At 70.9% G+C, this 16,358-nt stretch carries 12 protein-coding genes; 3 read left to right on the top strand and 9 right to left on the bottom strand.

The genetic code is table 11. The annotated features are described in order from the left end of the window. Window positions 1-331 precede the first annotated feature (331 nt). The 3 genes from IF73_RS0132825 to thyX all read right to left on the bottom strand — a co-directional run bounded on the left by IF73_RS0132825 (window position 332) and on the right by thyX (window position 3,964). Window positions 332-2,017, bottom strand: a complete 1,686-nt coding sequence (locus tag IF73_RS0132825) for a ribonuclease J (protein ID WP_030496538.1) — start codon at window positions 2,015-2,017, stop codon at window positions 332-334. Between the two features lie 129 nt (window positions 2,018-2,146). Beyond that, complete coding sequence (dapA, locus tag IF73_RS0132820; protein ID WP_031014183.1) at window positions 2,147-3,046, bottom strand: 4-hydroxy-tetrahydrodipicolinate synthase; 900 nt, start codon at window positions 3,044-3,046, stop codon at window positions 2,147-2,149. 177 nt (window positions 3,047-3,223) lie between these two features. Beyond that, a complete protein-coding gene (gene thyX, locus IF73_RS0132815) occupies window positions 3,224-3,964 on the bottom strand; it encodes an FAD-dependent thymidylate synthase (RefSeq protein ID WP_031014182.1) in 741 nt (246 codons plus the stop codon). Window positions 3,965-4,123: 159 nt separating this feature from the next. Between thyX and IF73_RS0132810 the strand changes: the two genes are divergently transcribed. Beyond that, the gene (locus IF73_RS0132810; protein ID WP_031014181.1) at window positions 4,124-4,363 is read left to right on the top strand and encodes a hypothetical protein; all 240 of its coding nucleotides are present in this window, start codon (window positions 4,124-4,126) and stop codon (window positions 4,361-4,363) included. Window positions 4,364-4,417: 54 nt separating this feature from the next. Further along, a complete protein-coding gene (locus IF73_RS0132805; protein WP_031014180.1) occupies window positions 4,418-4,966 on the top strand; it encodes a PH domain-containing protein in 549 nt (182 codons plus the stop codon). Here the strand turns inward: IF73_RS0132805 and IF73_RS0132800 are convergent. The 6 genes from IF73_RS0132800 to eccD all read right to left on the bottom strand — a co-directional run bounded on the left by IF73_RS0132800 (window position 4,956) and on the right by eccD (window position 12,026). Then, entirely contained in the window at window positions 4,956-5,408 is a 453-nt protein-coding gene (locus IF73_RS0132800) for a hypothetical protein (RefSeq protein WP_031014179.1), read from the bottom strand. The genes IF73_RS0132805 and IF73_RS0132800 overlap by 11 nt on opposite strands. 5 nt (window positions 5,409-5,413) lie before the next feature. Then, window positions 5,414-6,166, bottom strand: a complete 753-nt coding sequence (gene dapB, locus IF73_RS0132795) for a 4-hydroxy-tetrahydrodipicolinate reductase (RefSeq protein WP_031014178.1) — start codon at window positions 6,164-6,166, stop codon at window positions 5,414-5,416. Between the two features lie 25 nt (window positions 6,167-6,191). Then, window positions 6,192-7,571, bottom strand: coding sequence for a M16 family metallopeptidase (locus IF73_RS0132790; RefSeq protein WP_031014177.1), 1,380 nt, complete (start codon window positions 7,569-7,571; stop codon window positions 6,192-6,194). Continuing rightward, on the bottom strand, window positions 7,568-9,778 hold the full coding sequence (locus IF73_RS0132785) for a polyribonucleotide nucleotidyltransferase (protein WP_031014176.1): 2,211 nt from the start codon (window positions 9,776-9,778) through the stop codon (window positions 7,568-7,570). Before IF73_RS0132785 ends, IF73_RS0132790 begins: the two co-directional genes overlap by 4 nt. A 267-nt stretch (window positions 9,779-10,045) precedes the next feature. Further along, complete coding sequence (gene rpsO / locus IF73_RS0132780) at window positions 10,046-10,336, bottom strand: 30S ribosomal protein S15 (RefSeq protein WP_030753991.1); 291 nt, start codon at window positions 10,334-10,336, stop codon at window positions 10,046-10,048. A 190-nt stretch (window positions 10,337-10,526) separates the two neighbouring features. After that, window positions 10,527-12,026, bottom strand: a complete 1,500-nt coding sequence (gene eccD, locus IF73_RS0132775; RefSeq protein WP_031014175.1) for a type VII secretion integral membrane protein EccD — start codon at window positions 12,024-12,026, stop codon at window positions 10,527-10,529. 280 nt (window positions 12,027-12,306) lie between these two features. On the opposite strand from eccD, the gene eccCa reads away from it, so the two are divergent. After that, window positions 12,307-16,272, top strand: a complete 3,966-nt coding sequence (gene eccCa / locus IF73_RS0132770) for a type VII secretion protein EccCa (protein WP_031014174.1) — start codon at window positions 12,307-12,309, stop codon at window positions 16,270-16,272. The last annotated feature ends 86 nt before the right edge of the window (window positions 16,273-16,358 follow it).

Below are 16,358 nucleotides of genomic sequence, written 5' to 3'. Positions count from 1 at the left end.
ACGCTGTTGAGTTCTCAAGGTGCGGACGCTTCCTTCGTTCCTGTTTCCAGGCCCTCCGGGCGCTTCCTTCGTTTCCGACTCTATCAGATCTTTCCGATCTGATTTCCTCGGTGCTTTCCGGTCCTGAGTTTCAATTCCTCGGGGCCTTCCGGCGCGTTCCGACTTTATCAGATGATCTCGGTCGGATTTTCCACCTCCCGGTCGGCCGTCCGGGCGCACTGCGGCGCCGGGGCTTCCCGTTCTGGCGGAGCCGTAAACGTACTGGAGCGGGGCGCCCCGATGCAAATCGAGGCGCCCCGCTCCGTAACCGCGCTGGTCAGGCCCTTCGGGCTCAGACCTCGACGACGACCGGAAGGATCATCGGCCGGCGGCGGTAGGTGTCGGAGACCCACTTGCCGACGGTGCGGCGGATCAGCTGCTGGAGCTGGTGGGGTTCGACGACGCCGTCCTGGGCGGACTTGTTCAGCGCCTGCTCGATCTTCGGGAGCACCGCGTCGAAGGCGGAGTCCTCGATGCCGGAGCCGCGCGCGTGGACGTGCGGGCCGCCGGTGATCTTGCCGGTGGAGGAGTCGACCACCAGGAAGACCGAGATGATGCCCTCCTCGCCGAGGATCCGGCGGTCCTTCAGGGAGGTCTCGGTGACGTCGCCGACCGAGAGGCCGTCCACGTACACGTACCCCGCCTGGACCTTGCCGGTGATGCGGGCGCGGCCGTCGACCAGGTCGACGACGACGCCGTCCTCGGCGATGACGATGTGGTCCTTCGGGATGCCCGTCATCGCGCCGAGCTCGGCGTTGGCGCGCAGGTGGCGCCATTCGCCGTGGACCGGCATGAGGTTCTTCGGCTTGCAGATGTTGTAGAAGTACAGCAGCTCGCCGGCCGAGGCGTGGCCCGAGACGTGGACCTTGGCGTTGCCCTTGTGGACCACGTTGGCGCCCCAGCGGGTCAGGCCGTTGATCACGCGGTAGACCGCGTTCTCGTTGCCCGGGATGAGGGACGAGGCCAGGATGACCGTGTCGCCGGGGACGATCCGGATCTGGTGGTCGCGGTTGGCCATCCGGGACAGGGCCGCCATCGGCTCGCCCTGGGAACCCGTGCAGACCAGCACGACCTCGTCGTCCGGCAGGTCGTCCAGCGTCTTCACGTCGACGACGAGGCCGGCCGGGACCCGGAGGTAGCCGAGGTCGCGGGCGATGCCCATGTTGCGGACCATCGAGCGGCCGACGAAGGCGACCCTGCGGCCGTACTCGTGGGCGGCGTCGAGGATCTGCTGGATGCGGTGGACGTGGCTGGCGAAGCTCGCCACGATGATCCGCTTCTGGGCGTTGGCGAAGACGTTCCGCAGGACGTTGGAGATGTCCCGCTCGTGCGCCGTGAAGCCCGGGACCTCGGCGTTCGTCGAGTCCGTGAGCAGGAGGTCGATGCCCTCCTCGCTCAGGCGCGCGAAGGCGTGCAGGTCGGTGAGGCGGTTGTCCAGCGGCAGCTGGTCCATCTTGAAGTCGCCGGTGTGCACGACCATGCCCGCGGGGGTGCGGATCGCGACCGCCAGGGCGTCCGGGATGGAGTGGTTGACCGCGATGAACTCGCAGTCGAAGGCGCCCAGCCGCTCTCGGTGGCCCTCGGCCACCTCCAGCGTGTACGGGCGGATGCGGTGCTCCTGGAGCTTCGCCTCGATCAGGGCGAGGGTCAGCTTGGAGCCGATGAGGGGGATGTCCTGCCGCAGGCGCAGCAGGTACGGCACGCCACCGATGTGGTCCTCGTGGCCGTGGGTCAGGACGATGCCGACGACATCGTCGATGCGGTCCTGGATGGTGGTGAAGTCGGGCAGGATCAGGTCGACGCCCGGCTGCTCCTCCTCGGGGAAGAGGACGCCGCAGTCGACGATCAGCAGCTTGCCGTCGTACTCGAAGACGGTCATGTTGCGGCCGATCTCGCCCAGGCCGCCGAGCGGGGTGACGCGCAGGCCGCCCTGGGGGAGCTTCGGCGGGGCGCCGAGTTCGGGATGCGGATGGCTCAAAAGTCTCTCCTCACCACACGCGCCACGTACCGGTCGGCACGTGGCGCGCATGACAATCGTGCACTTGCTGTTGTCGGTGTTCAGTTGTCGCGGTCTTGAGTTGTCACTGTTCAGTTGTGAAGTCGGATGTCAGAGGTCTACCCCGCCGGCGGCGAGGTCGACCTTGAGCTGGTCGGTCTCCTGCTCGGAGAGCTCGACGAGCGGCAGGCGCAGCGGGCCGGCCGGCAGGCCCTGGAGGGCGAGCGCGGCCTTGGTGGTCATGACGCCCTGGGTGCGGAACATGCCGGTGTAGACCGGGAGCAGCTTCTGGTGGATCTCGGTGGCCTTCTCGTGGTCGCCCGCGAGGTGGGCGTCGAGGAGGGCGCGCAGGTCCGGGGTGACGACGTGGCCCACGACGGAGACGAAGCCGACGGCGCCGACCGACAGGAGCGGCAGGTTGAGCATGTCGTCGCCGGAGTACCAGGCGAGGCCGGAGCGGGCGATGGCCCAGCTGGCGCGGCCGAGGTCGCCCTTGGCGTCCTTGTTGGCGACGATCCGGGGGTGCTCGGCGAGCCGGACGATGGTCTCGGTGTCGATCGGGACGCCGGAGCGGCCGGGGATGTCGTAGAGCATCACCGGGAGGCCGGTGGCGTCGGCGATCGCCGTGAAGTGCCGGTACAGGCCCTCCTGCGGGGGCTTGTTGTAGTACGGCGTGACGGCGAGGAGGCCGTGGGCGCCGTCACGCTCGGCGGCGCGGGCCAGCTCGATCGAGTGGTGGGTGTCGTTGGTGCCGATGCCGGCGACGACGTGGGCGCGGTCGCCGACCGCCTCCAGGACGGCGCGTACGAGCTCCGATTTCTCCGCGTCGCTGGTGGTGGGGGACTCGCCGGTGGTGCCGTTGACGACGAGGCCGTCGTTGCCTGCGTCCACCAGGTGGGTCGCGAGTCGCCGGGCGCCGTCGAGGTCGAGTGCGCCGTCCGCCGTGAAGGGCGTGACCATGGCGGTGAGGACCCGCCCGAAGGGGGTCTGCGGAGTGGAGATCGGAGCCATGGGTAACACGCTACTCGCTGCTCAGCGCCGGGTGTCCCCTCGGGGGACGTGAGAAGAGGAGCCCGGCACTGCCTGCTCGGGGGTTCAGGCAGTGCCGGGTCCGTTTGATCAGCCTAGATGAACTTCACGAAACGTCGCAATACGGACACTTCGCGAGAGTGGACGAACATCTGTGCGCTACGGCGCGACGCGCCCGTTCTTGTTGAAGGCCGCGTGGGTCAGCGGCATCAGCCGGGCCCAGTGCTCCTCCATCTTCTCGCCGACCATCTCGATCTCCCGCTGCGGGAAGGACGGCACCGCGGCCAGCTCGTGCTGGGTGCGCAGGCCGAGGAAGTGCATCAGCGAGCGCGCGTTGCAGGTGGCGTACATCGAGGAGAAGAGGCCGACCGGGAGGACCGAGCGGGCCACCTCGCGGGCGACGCCGGCGGCGAGCATCTCCTGGTACGTCTCGTACGCCCGGCGGTACGAGTCCTCCATCGCGCGGCCGACCAGCTCGTGCTGCTCCTGGGTGCCCTCGACGAAGACGTACTTGCCCGGGCGGCCCTCCTGGACCAGCTTGCGGGAGGCGTCGGGGACGTAGAAGACCGGCTGCAGCTCCCTGTAGCGGCCCGACTCCTCGTTGTACGACCAGCCCACGCGGTGCCGCATGAACTCGCGGAAGACGAAGATCGGGGCGCTGATGAAGAAGGTCATCGAGTTGTGCTCGAAGGGGCTGCCGTGGCGGTCCCGCATCAGGTAGTTGATCAGGCCCTTCGAGCGCTCCGGGTCCTTCTGGAGCTCATCGAGGGACTGCTCCCCCGCCGTGGAGACCCGGGCCGCCCAGAGGACGTCGGAGTCGGCCGCGGCGCTCTTGACCAGTTCGACGGTGATGTCGCTCCTGAGGTCGATCTTCGCCGGCTCGGTGGGGGTGTCGGTCACCAGGAGTACCTTCCAGTCGTCTGTGGGGCGGGCCCAGGTTAGCGCGAGTCCGTCTGAAGGATGAGATTGGGCTGCTTCGGTGAAAAACGGCACCAAACCCTCGGTTCGATCGTCTGTACCTGTGAGGCGCACGACAGACCACCGAGGAGAGTGACACCCATGTTCAGGCGGACAGAGGCCGTACCGTTCGCGTTCGTCGCGGAGGCCGACGAGTTCCGCAGTAACGTCACTCCACCACCGCGTGAGCGGCTGCGTCCCGGGCAGGTCGTCGGACGCACGCTGCTCGGTCTGACGGTCGCCGCCGGGCTCGTCGGCTCGCTCGTCCTCGGCATGCCGTCCCTCGACAGCACGGACGCGCCCGCGCACCGGCAGCAGTCCGAAGCCTCCGACAACCGCTGAGGTAGCCTCACCGGGCACCGCCCCTTCGAGCGTGCTTGTGAGTGAGGAACCGCCGTGCCCCTGCCCTTCCTGACGGCCGACCGTGCCTTTGACACCACCGACGCCGTCGCGCTCCCGTTCGACGACCACGACCAGTGGCGCCGTCCGTACCGTCCGGGCTCCTACCGGGTCGGCGCGGCGGCGCTGTCGCTGCTGCTCGCCTCGTTCGTGCTGCTCGCCGCGGTGATCATCGCCGCCGCGGGCGCCGTCGGCGGCTCGCTCGTCACCTTCGGCATCGCCGTGCTGATCATCCTGGCCGCGCTGCGCCTGCTGCGCATGGGCACCTGGGTCAGCCGCGCCGGCGTGCGCCGGGTCGGCTTCTTCGCCACCCACACCACCCCCTGGGCGAAGGTGGCCGCGGTCCGCACCGCCCAGCAGCCGGTGCGCTGGCTGAACTTCCCGCGCACCGTCCAGGGCCAGGCCCTGCTCCTCGACCGGACGGCCGGCGAGCAGCTGGTGCTGCTCACCGACCACAACGCGGACTTCCTCTCCCGGATCGAAGCCTTCGACCGGGCCGCCGACACCGTCGAGGCGTGGCACGCCGAGTACGGCGTCAGGCGCTGACCGTCCGGCCCTCGTGGAGGGCGATGGCCCGCTGCATCGCCTTGCGGGCCCGCGGGGTGTCGCGGGCGTCGTGATAGGCGACCGCCAGCCGGAACCAGCAGCGCCAGTCCTCCGGCGACTCCTCCGCCTCGGCCTTGCGCCGGGCGAAGACCTCGTCCGCGGAGTCGCGGTCGATCCGGCCGCCCTGGGTGCGCCGCAGGTCGTCGACGGGGAGCCCGCCCTCGGCCTCCAGCTCCGCCGCCAGCCGGTTGGCCCGGCGCGCGAAGCTCGTGTTCTTCCAGAGGAACCAGCCGCCCACGGCGGGCAGCAGGAACGCCACCGCGCCCATGCCCATGGCCGCCGGCTCGCCGGTCAGCAGGAGCAGGACGCCCTCCATCGCCACCACCCCGAAGACCAGCACGAGGACGGTGGCGAGGAAGACGTACGTGATCTTTCCGCCCATGACCGTCAGCCCAGGTCCAGGAAGTGCTCCAGGCCGAACGTGAGGCCCGGGGTGCTCACCACGCGGCGGGCACCGAGCAGCACGCCCGGCATGAAGCTGGAGTGGTGCAGCGAGTCGTGGCGGACGGTGAGGGTCTCGCCCTCGCCGCCGAGCAGCACCTCCTGGTGGGCCAGCAGGCCCCGGAGCCGTACCGCGTGCACCGGCACACCGTCCACGTCCGCGCCGCGGGCGCCGTCGAGGGCGGTCGCGGTGGCGTCCGGCTGGGCGCCGAGACCGGCCTCGGCACGGGCCCGGGCGATCAGCTGGGCGGTGCGGGTGGCGGTGCCCGAGGGGGCGTCCACCTTGTGGGGGTGGTGCAGCTCGATGACCTCGACCGACTCGAAGTACGGTGCGGCGATCTGCGCGAACTTCATGGTGAGGACCGCGCCGATGGAGAAGTTCGGCGCGATGAGGACGCCGGTCTCCGGGGAGGCGGCGAGCCAGCCGTTCAGCCGCGCGAGGCGGTCCTCGGTCCAGCCGGTGGTGCCGACCACGGCGTGGATGCCGTGGCCCACGCAGTACTCGAGGTTGGCCATGACCGAGTCGGGGGTGGTCAGCTCGACGACGACCTGGGCGCCCGCCTCGGCGAGGGTCTCCAGCTTGTCGCCGCGGCCCAGGGCCGCGACCAGTTCCATGTCCTCGGCGGCCTCGACGGCCTCGACCGCCGCGGAGCCGATACGGCCCCGGGCGCCGAGGACCGCCACGCGCAGCTTGCTCATCGCACTTCTTCCTTAGGGAGGGAGGTCAGGAGACGGCCTGGTGGAGGCGGTCCGCCTGCTTGTCCTTCAGCGGTCCTATCACCGACAGCGAGGGCCGCCGGGTCAGCACGTCACGGGCGACCTCCCGGACCTCGTCCGGGGTGACGGCCGCTATCCGGCCGAGCATGTCGTCCACCGACATCTGGGTGCCCCAGCACAGCTCGCTCTTGCCGATCCGGTTCATGATCGCGCCGGTGTCCTCCAGGCCGAGGACGGTGGAGCCGGAGAGCTGGCCGACGGCACGGGTGATCTCCTCGTCGGTGAGGCCCTCCGAGGCGACCTTGTCGAGCTCGTCCCGGCAGATCCGCAGCACGTCGTGGATCTGGCTGGGGCGGCAGCCCGCGTACACGCCGAAGAGGCCGCAGTCGGCGAAGCCCGAGGTGTACGAGTACACGCTGTAGGCCAGGCCGCGCTTCTCCCGGACCTCCTGGAAGAGGCGGGAGGACATGCCGCCGCCGAGGGCGGTGTTCAGCACGCCGAGCGCCCAGCGGCGCTCGTCCGTGCGGGCCAGGCCCGGCATGCCGAGGACGACGTGCGCCTGCTCGGTCTTCCGGCCCAGCAGCTCGACCCTGCCCGCCGTCCGGATGGTCTTCCGGCCGTCGCGCGGGGCGATCGGAGCCGCGTCGGTACGGGTCAGGGCGCCGGCGCGCTCGAAGGCGCGGCGGACCTGGCGTACCACCGTGGCGTGGTCCACGTTGCCCGCGGCGGCGACGACCAGGTGGGTCGGGTCGTAGTGCTTCTTGTAGAAGCGGGCGATCTGGCCGCGGGAGAGCGCGTTGATCGTGTCGACGGTGCCGAGGACCGGCCGGCCCAGCGGGGTGTCGCCGAACATCGTCTGCGCGAACAGGTCGTGCACCACGTCACCGGGGTCGTCCTCGGTCATCGCGATCTCCTCGAGGATCACGCCGCGCTCGGCGTCCACGTCGGAGTCGAGGATGAGCGAGCCCGTGAGCATGTCGCAGACGACGTCGATCGCCAGCGGCAGGTCGGTGTCGAGGACCCGGGCGTAGTAGCAGGTGTACTCCTTCGCCGTGAAGGCGTTCATCTCGCCGCCGACCGCGTCGATCGCGGACGAGATGTCGAGGGCGGAGCGCTGGGCCGTGCCCTTGAAGAGGAGGTGCTCGAGGTAGTGGGTGGCGCCGTTGAGCGCCGGCGTCTCGTCGCGGGAGCCGACGTGGGCCCAGATGCCGAAGGTCGCGGAGCGCACCGAGGGAAGGGTCTCGGTGACGATCCGGAGGCCGCCGGGGAGGGTCGTGCGGCGGACGGTGCCGATGCCGTCCTTGCCCGGGAGAAGCGTTTGGGTACGGGCGACGGCCCGCCCCTCGGAGGAGGGGCGGGCCGTCGTCGCGGAACTACGGGACGTCACGAGGAGGCGTCGTCCTTCTGCTCGTCCTCGCCCTCGATCACGGGGATGAGGGAGAGCTTGCCGCGCTGGTCGATCTCGGCGATCTCGACCTGGACCTTGGAGCCGATCGCGAGCACGTCCTCGACGTTCTCCACGCGCTTGCCGCCGGCGAGCTTGCGGATCTGCGAGATGTGCAGCAGGCCGTCCTTGCCCGGGAGCAGGGAGACGAAGGCACCGAAGGTGGTGGTCTTGACGACCGTGCCCAGGTAGCGCTCGCCGACCTCCGGCATGGTCGGGTTGGCGATGCCGTTGATCGTGGCGCGGGCGGCCTCGGCGGCCGGGCCGTCGGCGGCACCGATGTAGATGGTGCCGTCGTCCTCGATCGTGATCTCGGCGCCGGTGTCCTCCTGGATCTGGTTGATCATCTTGCCCTTGGGGCCGATGACCTCACCGATCTTGTCCACCGGGATCTTGACGGTGATGATCCGCGGGGCGTTCGGGGACATCTCGTCCGGGGTGTCGATCGCTTCCATCATCACGTCGAGGATGTGGAGGCGGGCGTCACGGGCCTGCTTGAGGGCCGCGGCCAGGACGGAGGCCGGGATGCCGTCCAGCTTGGTGTCGAGCTGGAGGGCGGTGACGAACTCCTTCGTGCCGGCGACCTTGAAGTCCATGTCGCCGAAGGCGTCCTCCGCACCGAGGATGTCGGTGAGGGCGACGTAGTGCGTCTCGCCGTTGATCTCCTGGGAGATCAGGCCCATGGCGATGCCGGCGACCGGGGCCTTGAGCGGCACACCGGCGTTCAGCAGCGACATGGTGGAGGCGCAGACCGAGCCCATCGACGTCGAACCGTTGGAGCCGAGGGCCTCGGACACCTGGCGGATCGCGTAGGGGAACTCCTCGCGGGTCGGGAGGACCGGCACGATCGCGCGCTCGGCGAGCGCGCCGTGGCCGATCTCGCGGCGCTTCGGGGAGCCGACGCGGCCGGTCTCGCCGACGGAGTACGGCGGGAAGTTGTAGTTGTGCATGTACCGCTTGCGGGTCACCGGGGAGAGGGTGTCCAGCTGCTGCTCCATGCGGAGCATGTTGAGGGTGGTGACGCCCAGGATCTGGGTCTCGCCACGCTCGAACAGGGCGGAGCCGTGCACGCGCGGGATGGCCTCGACCTCGGCGGCGAGCGTACGGATGTCCGTGACGCCACGGCCGTCGATGCGGACCTTGTCCTTGATGACGCGCTCGCGGACCAGGGCCTTGGTCAGGGAGCGGTACGCGGCGGAGATCTCCTTCTCGCGGCCCTCGAAGGCCGGGAGGAGCTTCTCGGCGGCGATCTCCTTCACGCGGTCCAGCTCGGCCTCGCGCTCCTGCTTGCCGGCGATGGTGAGCGCCTGGGCGAGCTCGGAGCGGACGGCGTCGTCGAGCGCGGCGTACACGTCGTCCTGGTAGTCCAGGAAGATCGGGAACTCGGCCTCGGGCTTGGCGGCCTTGGCGGCGAGGTCCGACTGGGCCTTGCAGAGGACCTTGATGAACGGCTTCGCGGCCTCGAGGCCGGCGGCGACGATCTCCTCGGTCGGCGCCTCGGCGCCGTCCTTGACGAGGGCGATGGTCTTCTCGGTGGCCTCGGCCTCGACCATCATGATCGCGACGTCGCCGTCCTCCAGGACACGGCCGGCGACGACCATGTCGAAGACGGCGTCCTCGAGCTCGGTGTGGGTCGGGAAGGCGACCCACTGGCCCTTGATCAGCGCGACGCGGACGCCGCCGATCGGGCCGGAGAAGGGCAGGCCGGCCAGCTGGGTGGACGCGGACGCGGCGTTGATCGCGACGACGTCGTACAGGTGGTCGGGGTTGAGCGCCATGACCGTGGCCACGACCTGGATCTCGTTGCGCAGGCCCTTCTTGAAGGACGGGCGCAGCGGGCGGTCGATCAGGCGGCAGGTGAGGATGGCGTCCTCGGAGGGGCGGCCCTCGCGGCGGAAGAAGGAGCCGGGGATCTTGCCGGCCGCGTACATCCGCTCCTCGACGTCCACCGTGAGGGGGAAGAAGTCGAGCTGGTCCTTGGGACGCTTGGAGGCGGAGGTCGCCGAAAGCACCATCGTGTCGTCGTCGAGGTAGGCGACGGCGGAGCCGGCGGCCTGGCGGGCGAGACGACCCGTCTCGAAGCGGATGGTGCGGGTGCCGAAGGTGCCGTTGTCGATGACGGCCTCGGCGTAGTGGGTCTCGTTCTCCACTATGGGTTTCTCCTACGTTCGTCTTTGGTCCGCGCGCCCGTGTGGCGCGGGACGGGGGCGGAGAAGCACGTGATGTGGCGGGCCGGTCTTCGATCGAAGCACCCGGGATGAGGTCCGGGGGCCACTACCGAGGACCGGCGGCGTGCCGGCTGCTTCTCGCGCGGGTTGTGGCGTTCTGCGACCAGAGTAATTGCCGGTCGGTACTTCGCGCACGTACAGCAAAGGGAGCGGCCCCCTGAAAGTGGGAACCGCTCCCTTCACGGCGTCTTACTTGGCGCCGCCGGCCGCACCGCGGCGGATGCCGAGGCGGTCGACCAGCGTACGGAAGCGCTGGATGTCCTTCTTGGCCAGGTACTGCAGCAGGCGGCGGCGCTGGCCGACCAGGATCAGCAGACCACGACGGGAGTGGTGGTCGTGCTTGTGGGTCTTGAGGTGCTCGGTCAGGTCCGAGATGCGGCGGGACAGCATGGCGACCTGGACCTCGGGGGAGCCGGTGTCGCCCTCCTTGGTGCCGAAGTCGGCCATGATCTGCTTCTTGACGGCGGCGTCGAGAGCCACGCGGTTCTCCTCAGGTTTCGTGCCCACGAGTGCCCCTGGTCTACGTCTCAGGGGAGCTTCCGTGACTCGGGAGCGGGGTCCGATGGTCGCTGCTCCCCGAGGCGGGGCCGATGCGGGGCATCGGCGGGGTGCTGCTGAGTGCTTCGGGGAGTGCGTACACAAACGGCCGTCACACAGCGTACCAGGCGGCTCAGGAGGTGAGCGCCCGGATGGAGTGGTAGACGTCGAAGACCGCGAGGCAGAGCGGCAGCAGCGTGAGCAGCACGAAGGTCTCGGCGATCTCCAGGAAGCGGCCCCAGAACGGGGTGACGCCCTTGCGCGGCACGATCAGGCCGATGGCCGTGAGCAGCGCGGCGACGCCCGCGATGGCGGCGGAGAGCCAGACCGTACGGATGTCGAGGGCCGTGCCGTCGCCCTTCAGGGCCGCCAGGAGGAGCTCGGTCGGCGGGTTCAGGGCGAGGCCCAGGCCCAGCAGGACGAGGGAGCCGAGGCCGGCCGCGAGGGCGCAGCCGACCTGCGCGGTGTAGCGGAAGAGGTGGGCGCGCATCAGCATGGCGACGCCGGTGGCGAGGGCGAGGAGCTGGCCCCACACGGTGTCGGAGAAGCCGAGGACGGCGGCGGAGCCGACGGCGACGAGGGCGCAGCCGCCGACGAGGCCGACGAGGAGTTCGTGGCCGCGGCGGGCCTGGGCGGCGATGCGGACGGCGTCGACGGGGCCCTGGGGCTCGGCCTCGGAGCCGTATCCGCCGACGGTGGTGCGGGGCGGTTCGAAGCCGATGGGGAGCCGGGCGAAGCGGGTGGAGAGGCCCGGCAGGAAGGCGAGCGCGCCGACGGCGAAGGGGGCGCAGACCGCGGCGGTCTCGGCCGGGGTGAGCTCGGTGAGGATGGCGGCGAAGCCGACCAGCATGCCGACGGCGGAGGCGAAGGCGAAGGCGACGAAGGGGCCGTCCCCGCCGGGCGAGACGATCGTCAGGATCACGGCGCAGACGAGGACGGCGGTGCAGGCCAGCAGGAACTGGAGCTTGCCGATGCCCTGGCCCTCGGTGAGGGCGAGCAGGCCGGAGCCGGCGACGGCGGCGTTCGTCATGGCGCCGGTGCCGAGGGCGACGGCGGAGCCGCGGTCGTCGTAGACGCGGGCGCGGACGGCGGCGAGCGCGAGGAGCAGGACGGCGGTGACACCGGCCAGGATGCCGGCCAGGCCGTGCATGTCGTGGCGGGGCTCGGCCGTCCACAGGACGAAGGCGAGGAGGACCAGGAGCGTCGCCCCGCCGAAGAGGCCGGCGCCGCGCATCAGGGCGTCGGACCACAGGGTGCGGTCCTTGGAGACGGCGGAGGCGACCGCGTCGGAGACGTCGTCGAACACGGCCGGCGGCAGCGACTCGGCGAAGGGGCGCAGCGACAGCAGCTCGCCGTCGAGGATGCGCTGGGCCGACAGGGAGCGGCTGCCGTCGAGGACGGTGCCGTCGCGGCGCACCAGGTGGTAGCCGACCGGGGCGCCGGGCGCCGGGGTCTGGCCGGAGAGGCGGAGCACCTCCGGGTAGAGGTCGGCGAGGGCGACGTCCTCGGGCAGTGCGACGTCGACGCGGCCGTCGGGCGCGACGACGGTGATCCGGCAGAAGCCGGTGCCGCCGTGGAACACGGTGGTGGGAGCCGACTGGCCGGCTCCGCCGGCCGTGGCTGGGGCCGTCATACTCACCTGCTGCTTCCCCTCGTGGTGGTCCTGGTGCTCCGGTCGGCGGGTCCGGCCGCGGGTCCGCGGACCCGCTCGTGGACCGTGGCCCCCGCGCCGCGGATATTGCGCTCCGAATGACCCGATTTTTGCGATAGTTCATGGCCACGCAAATATTTCGGGCCACCCTACCGCCCACCCGTGACCCCGCACCAAAGTAGGATCCCTCCCCGCGGATGGATCCCGTCGCCACGGGGGCGTCTGGAGGAACTTTCCGTCCGGCAACGGAAATTGGTGAGCTGTGAGCCAGATCGTCGTCAAGCGTCCACCGCGGGCTCTGCCGTCCGAAGTGCCTGACGAGCAGGTGCAGTTGCAACCTCCGCCGGAACTGCCCCGCGGGCAGCAGGAGGGCGCCCTGATGCAGCTCCTGCCGATGCTCGGCATGGGCGGCTCGGTCGTCTTCTTCTTCATGACGCCGAACCCGATCATGCGGATCATGGGCATGGTGATGATCGCGTCGACGGTGGCCATGGCCATCGCGATGCTGGTCCGCTACCGGCGCGGTACGCAGGGGCAGCTCGCCGACATGCGGCGCGACTACCTGAAGTACCTGACACAGACGCGGCGGACCGTGCTGCGGACGGCGCACCTCCAGCGGGACGCGCAGTTCTATCTGCACCCGTCGCCGGAGCAGCTGTGGGCGCTGGTCGCCGAGGGCAGCCGGATCTGGGAGCGGCGCATCGGCGACGGCGACTTCGGTCAGGTCCGGGTCGGTCTGGGCAGCCAGCAGCTGGCGACCCCGCTGATCGCGCCCGAGACGGCGCCGGTGGACGAGCTGGAACCGCTGACCGCGGGGGCGATGCAGCAGTTCCTCACCGCGCACGGCACCCTGGACGGCCTGCCCATGGCGGTGTCGCTGCGGGCCTTCTACCACCTGACGGTGAGCGGGGACACCGAGGCGGCCCGTGCGACGACGCGCGCCATGGTGGGGTCGCTCACGGCGCTCCACTCCCCCGAGGACCTGGTCGTCGTCGTCGCCACGGACGACGGCGCCGCCCCCGCCTGGGAGTGGGCGAAGTGGCTGCCGCACGTGCAGGCGTCGGGCCCGGGCGACGGCGCGGGCAGCCGGCGGCTGATGACGACGGACGCGCGGGAGCTGGAGGACCTGGTGGCCGGCCGGCTGGAGGGGCGGCCCCGCTTCCAGGGCCCGAACCACCCGCTGCTCGACTTCCCGCACCTGGTCGTGGTGCTCGACGGGCAGTCGATCCCGCAGACCTCGGCGCTGGCCTCGCCGGAGGGCATCCAGGGCGTGACGATCATCGAGGTCGTGCAGGGCCGGGGCGCCGGTGCCCGCGGTGACCTGTCGGTGGTCGTGGAGGGCGGGGCGCTGCGGCTGGAGTCGGGGCACGGGCACGTGTACGACGGCATCCCGGACGCGCTGAGCCTGGACGCGGCGGAGGCGCTGGCCCGGCAGCTGGCGCCGCTGCGGGTGGCGAGCGGTTCGGACGACGACGAGCCGCTCCTCGCCAATCTGGACTTCACCGACCTGCTGAACCTCGGCGACGCGGCCTCGATCGACGTGAGCCGCACCTGGCGGCCGCGGTCCCGGTCGGAGCGGCTGCGGGTGCCGATCGGTGTCGGCGAGGACGGCGTCCCGGTGATGCTGGACCTGAAGGAGGCCGCGCAGGAGGGCATGGGCCCGCACGGCCTGTGCGTCGGCGCGACCGGTTCCGGCAAGTCGGAGCTGCTGCGCACGCTGGTGCTGGGTCTGGCGGTGACGCACTCCTCGGAGACGCTGAACTTCGTCCTCGCGGACTTCAAGGGCGGTGCCACCTTCGCGGGCATGTCGCAGATGCCGCACGTGGCCGCGGTGATCACCAACCTGGCGGACGACCTGACGCTGGTGGACCGGATGGGCGACTCCATCCGCGGTGAGCTGAACCGGCGCCAGGAGATGCTGCGGGACGCGGGCAACTACGCCAACATCCACGACTACGAGAAGGCGCGCGCGGCCGGCGCCCCGCTGCAGCCGATCCCGTCGCTGGTCCTCGTCATCGACGAGTTCTCCGAGCTGCTGACGGCGATGCCGGACTTCATCGAGATGTTCGTGCAGATCGGCCGCATCGGCCGGTCGCTCGGCGTCCATCTGCTGCTGGCCTCGCAGCGCCTGGAGGAGGGCCGGCTGCGCGGCCTGGAGACGTACCTCTCCTACCGGATCGGTCTGCGGACCTTCTCGGCGGCGGAGTCCCGGGCGGCCATCGGCGTGCCCGACGCCTACTCGCTGCCGAACGTGCCGGGCTCCGGCTACCTCAAGTACGGCACCGACGAGATGGTGCGGTTCAAGGCGGCGTACGTCTCCGGCACGTACCGCGTCAACCAGCACGCGGTGACGCCGGGCGGGCCGCTGCCGGTGGACCGGCGGCCGGTGCCGTTCACCGCGGCGCCGGTGCCGGTGCGCTATCTGGAGCCGGCGGAGCAGGCGCGGGTCCCCGAGGCCCGGGAGGCCGAGGACGACGCGCTGGCCGACTCGGTGCTCGACGTGATCGTGCGCCGGCTGGAGGGGCGCGGCGTCGAGGCGCACCAGGTGTGGCTGCCGCCGCTGGACAACCCGCCGGCGCTGGACTCGGTGCTGCCGGGGCTCGCGGGCGTGGAGGGCCGGGGGCTGACGCAGCCCGGTTACGAGGCGGCGGGCCGGCTCGTCGTACCGCTGGGTGTCGTCGACAAGCCGTACGAGCAGCGCCGTGACACGCTCTACCGGGACTTCTCCGGCGCGGCCGGTCACATGCAGATCATCGGCGGTCCGCAGTCCGGCAAGTCGACGCTGCTGCGGACGCTGATCTCGGCCTTCGCGCTGACCCACACCCCGCACGAGGTGCAGTTCTACGGTCTCGACTTCGGTGGCGGCGGCATGGCCTCGGTGGCCGGGCTGCCGCACGTCGGCGGGGTCGCCTCCCGGCTCGACCCCGAGCGGGTCCGGCGTACGGTCGCCGAGGTGTACGGCATCCTGTCGCGGCGCGAGGAGTACTTCCGCAGCGCGGGCATCGACTCGATCGGCACCTTCCGCCGGCTGCGGGCCCGGGGCGACATCTCGGTGACCGACCAGCCGTGGGGCGACGTCTTCCTGGTGATCGACGGCTGGGGGAACTTCCGCACCGAGTACGAGGGTCTCGAGCCGGCCGTCGTGGACATCGCGGCCCGCGGTCTGGGCTACGGCATCCACGTGATCATCACGGCCTCGCGGTCCATGGAGGTCCGGGCCAACCTCAAGGACCACCTGATGAACCGCCTCGAACTGCGGCTCGGCGACACGATGGACTCGGAGCTGGACCGGAAGATCGCGGCCAACGTGCCGACCGGTGTCCCCGGCCGCGGTCTCACGCCGGAGAAGCTGCACTTCATGGCGGCCGTCCCGCGCATCGACGGCATCAGCTCGGACAGCGACCTCGCCGAGGCGACGGCCGCGATGACGCAGGAGGTCACCCGGCACTGGACGGCGCCGGGCGCGCCCGAGGTGCGGCTGCTGCCGCGCGAGCTGGACGCGCGCACGCTGCCGGCGGGCTACGCGGAGCCGCAGCGCGGTGTCGCCTTCGCCATCGACGAGAACAACCTGGAGCCGGTCTTCGTCGACTTCGACCGCGACCCGTTCTTCCTGGTGTTCGGCGAGAGCGAGTCGGGCAAGTCGAACCTGCTGCGGCTGATGATCAAGCAGATCTCGGAGCGGTACGACGGGGCCGCGGCGAAGTTCTTCGTGATCGACAACCGGCGCGCGCTGCTCGACGTGACGCCCGCGAGCCACCTCGCCGAGTACGTGCCCATGTCCAACAACATGGAGCACCACGTCGACGCCCTCGCCGACCTGATGCGCCGCCGCTCGCCGTCGGCGGACGTCACGGCGCAGCAGCTGCGCGACCGCAGCTGGTGGTCGGGGCCGAACCTGTTCGTGATCGTCGACGACTACGACCTGGTCTCCACGTCGAGCGGCAACCCGCTGGCGAAGCTGACGGAACTCCTCCCGTTCGCCCGCGACGTGGGCGTCCGCTTCGTCATCGCCCGCAGCGCGGCGGGCGCCAGCCGCTCGGCGTACGAGTCCTTCATGCAGCGCATGATGGAGCTCGGCGCCCAGGGCGTCCTCCTCTCCGGCGACCCGCAGGAGGGCGACGTCCTCGGCGGCGTCCGCATGCGCCCGATGCCGGCGGGCCGCGGCATCTTCGTCTCGCGGCAGCGCGGAAACCCGCTGGTGCAGACGGGGCGGATGCCGGAGCTGTAGGGGCGGGGGCCGTGACGGCAGCGGACACCGGGGAAACCCGTCGAGGGAGTCCCCGGTGTCCGGCAGACCCGAGCACACCCTCACAG

Origin of the sequence: Streptomyces sp. NRRL F-5727, from assembly GCF_000719555.1 — a bacterium.
Classification (GTDB): domain Bacteria; phylum Actinomycetota; class Actinomycetes; order Streptomycetales; family Streptomycetaceae; genus Streptomyces.
This window is presented reverse-complemented; position numbering and strand designations above follow the sequence as displayed.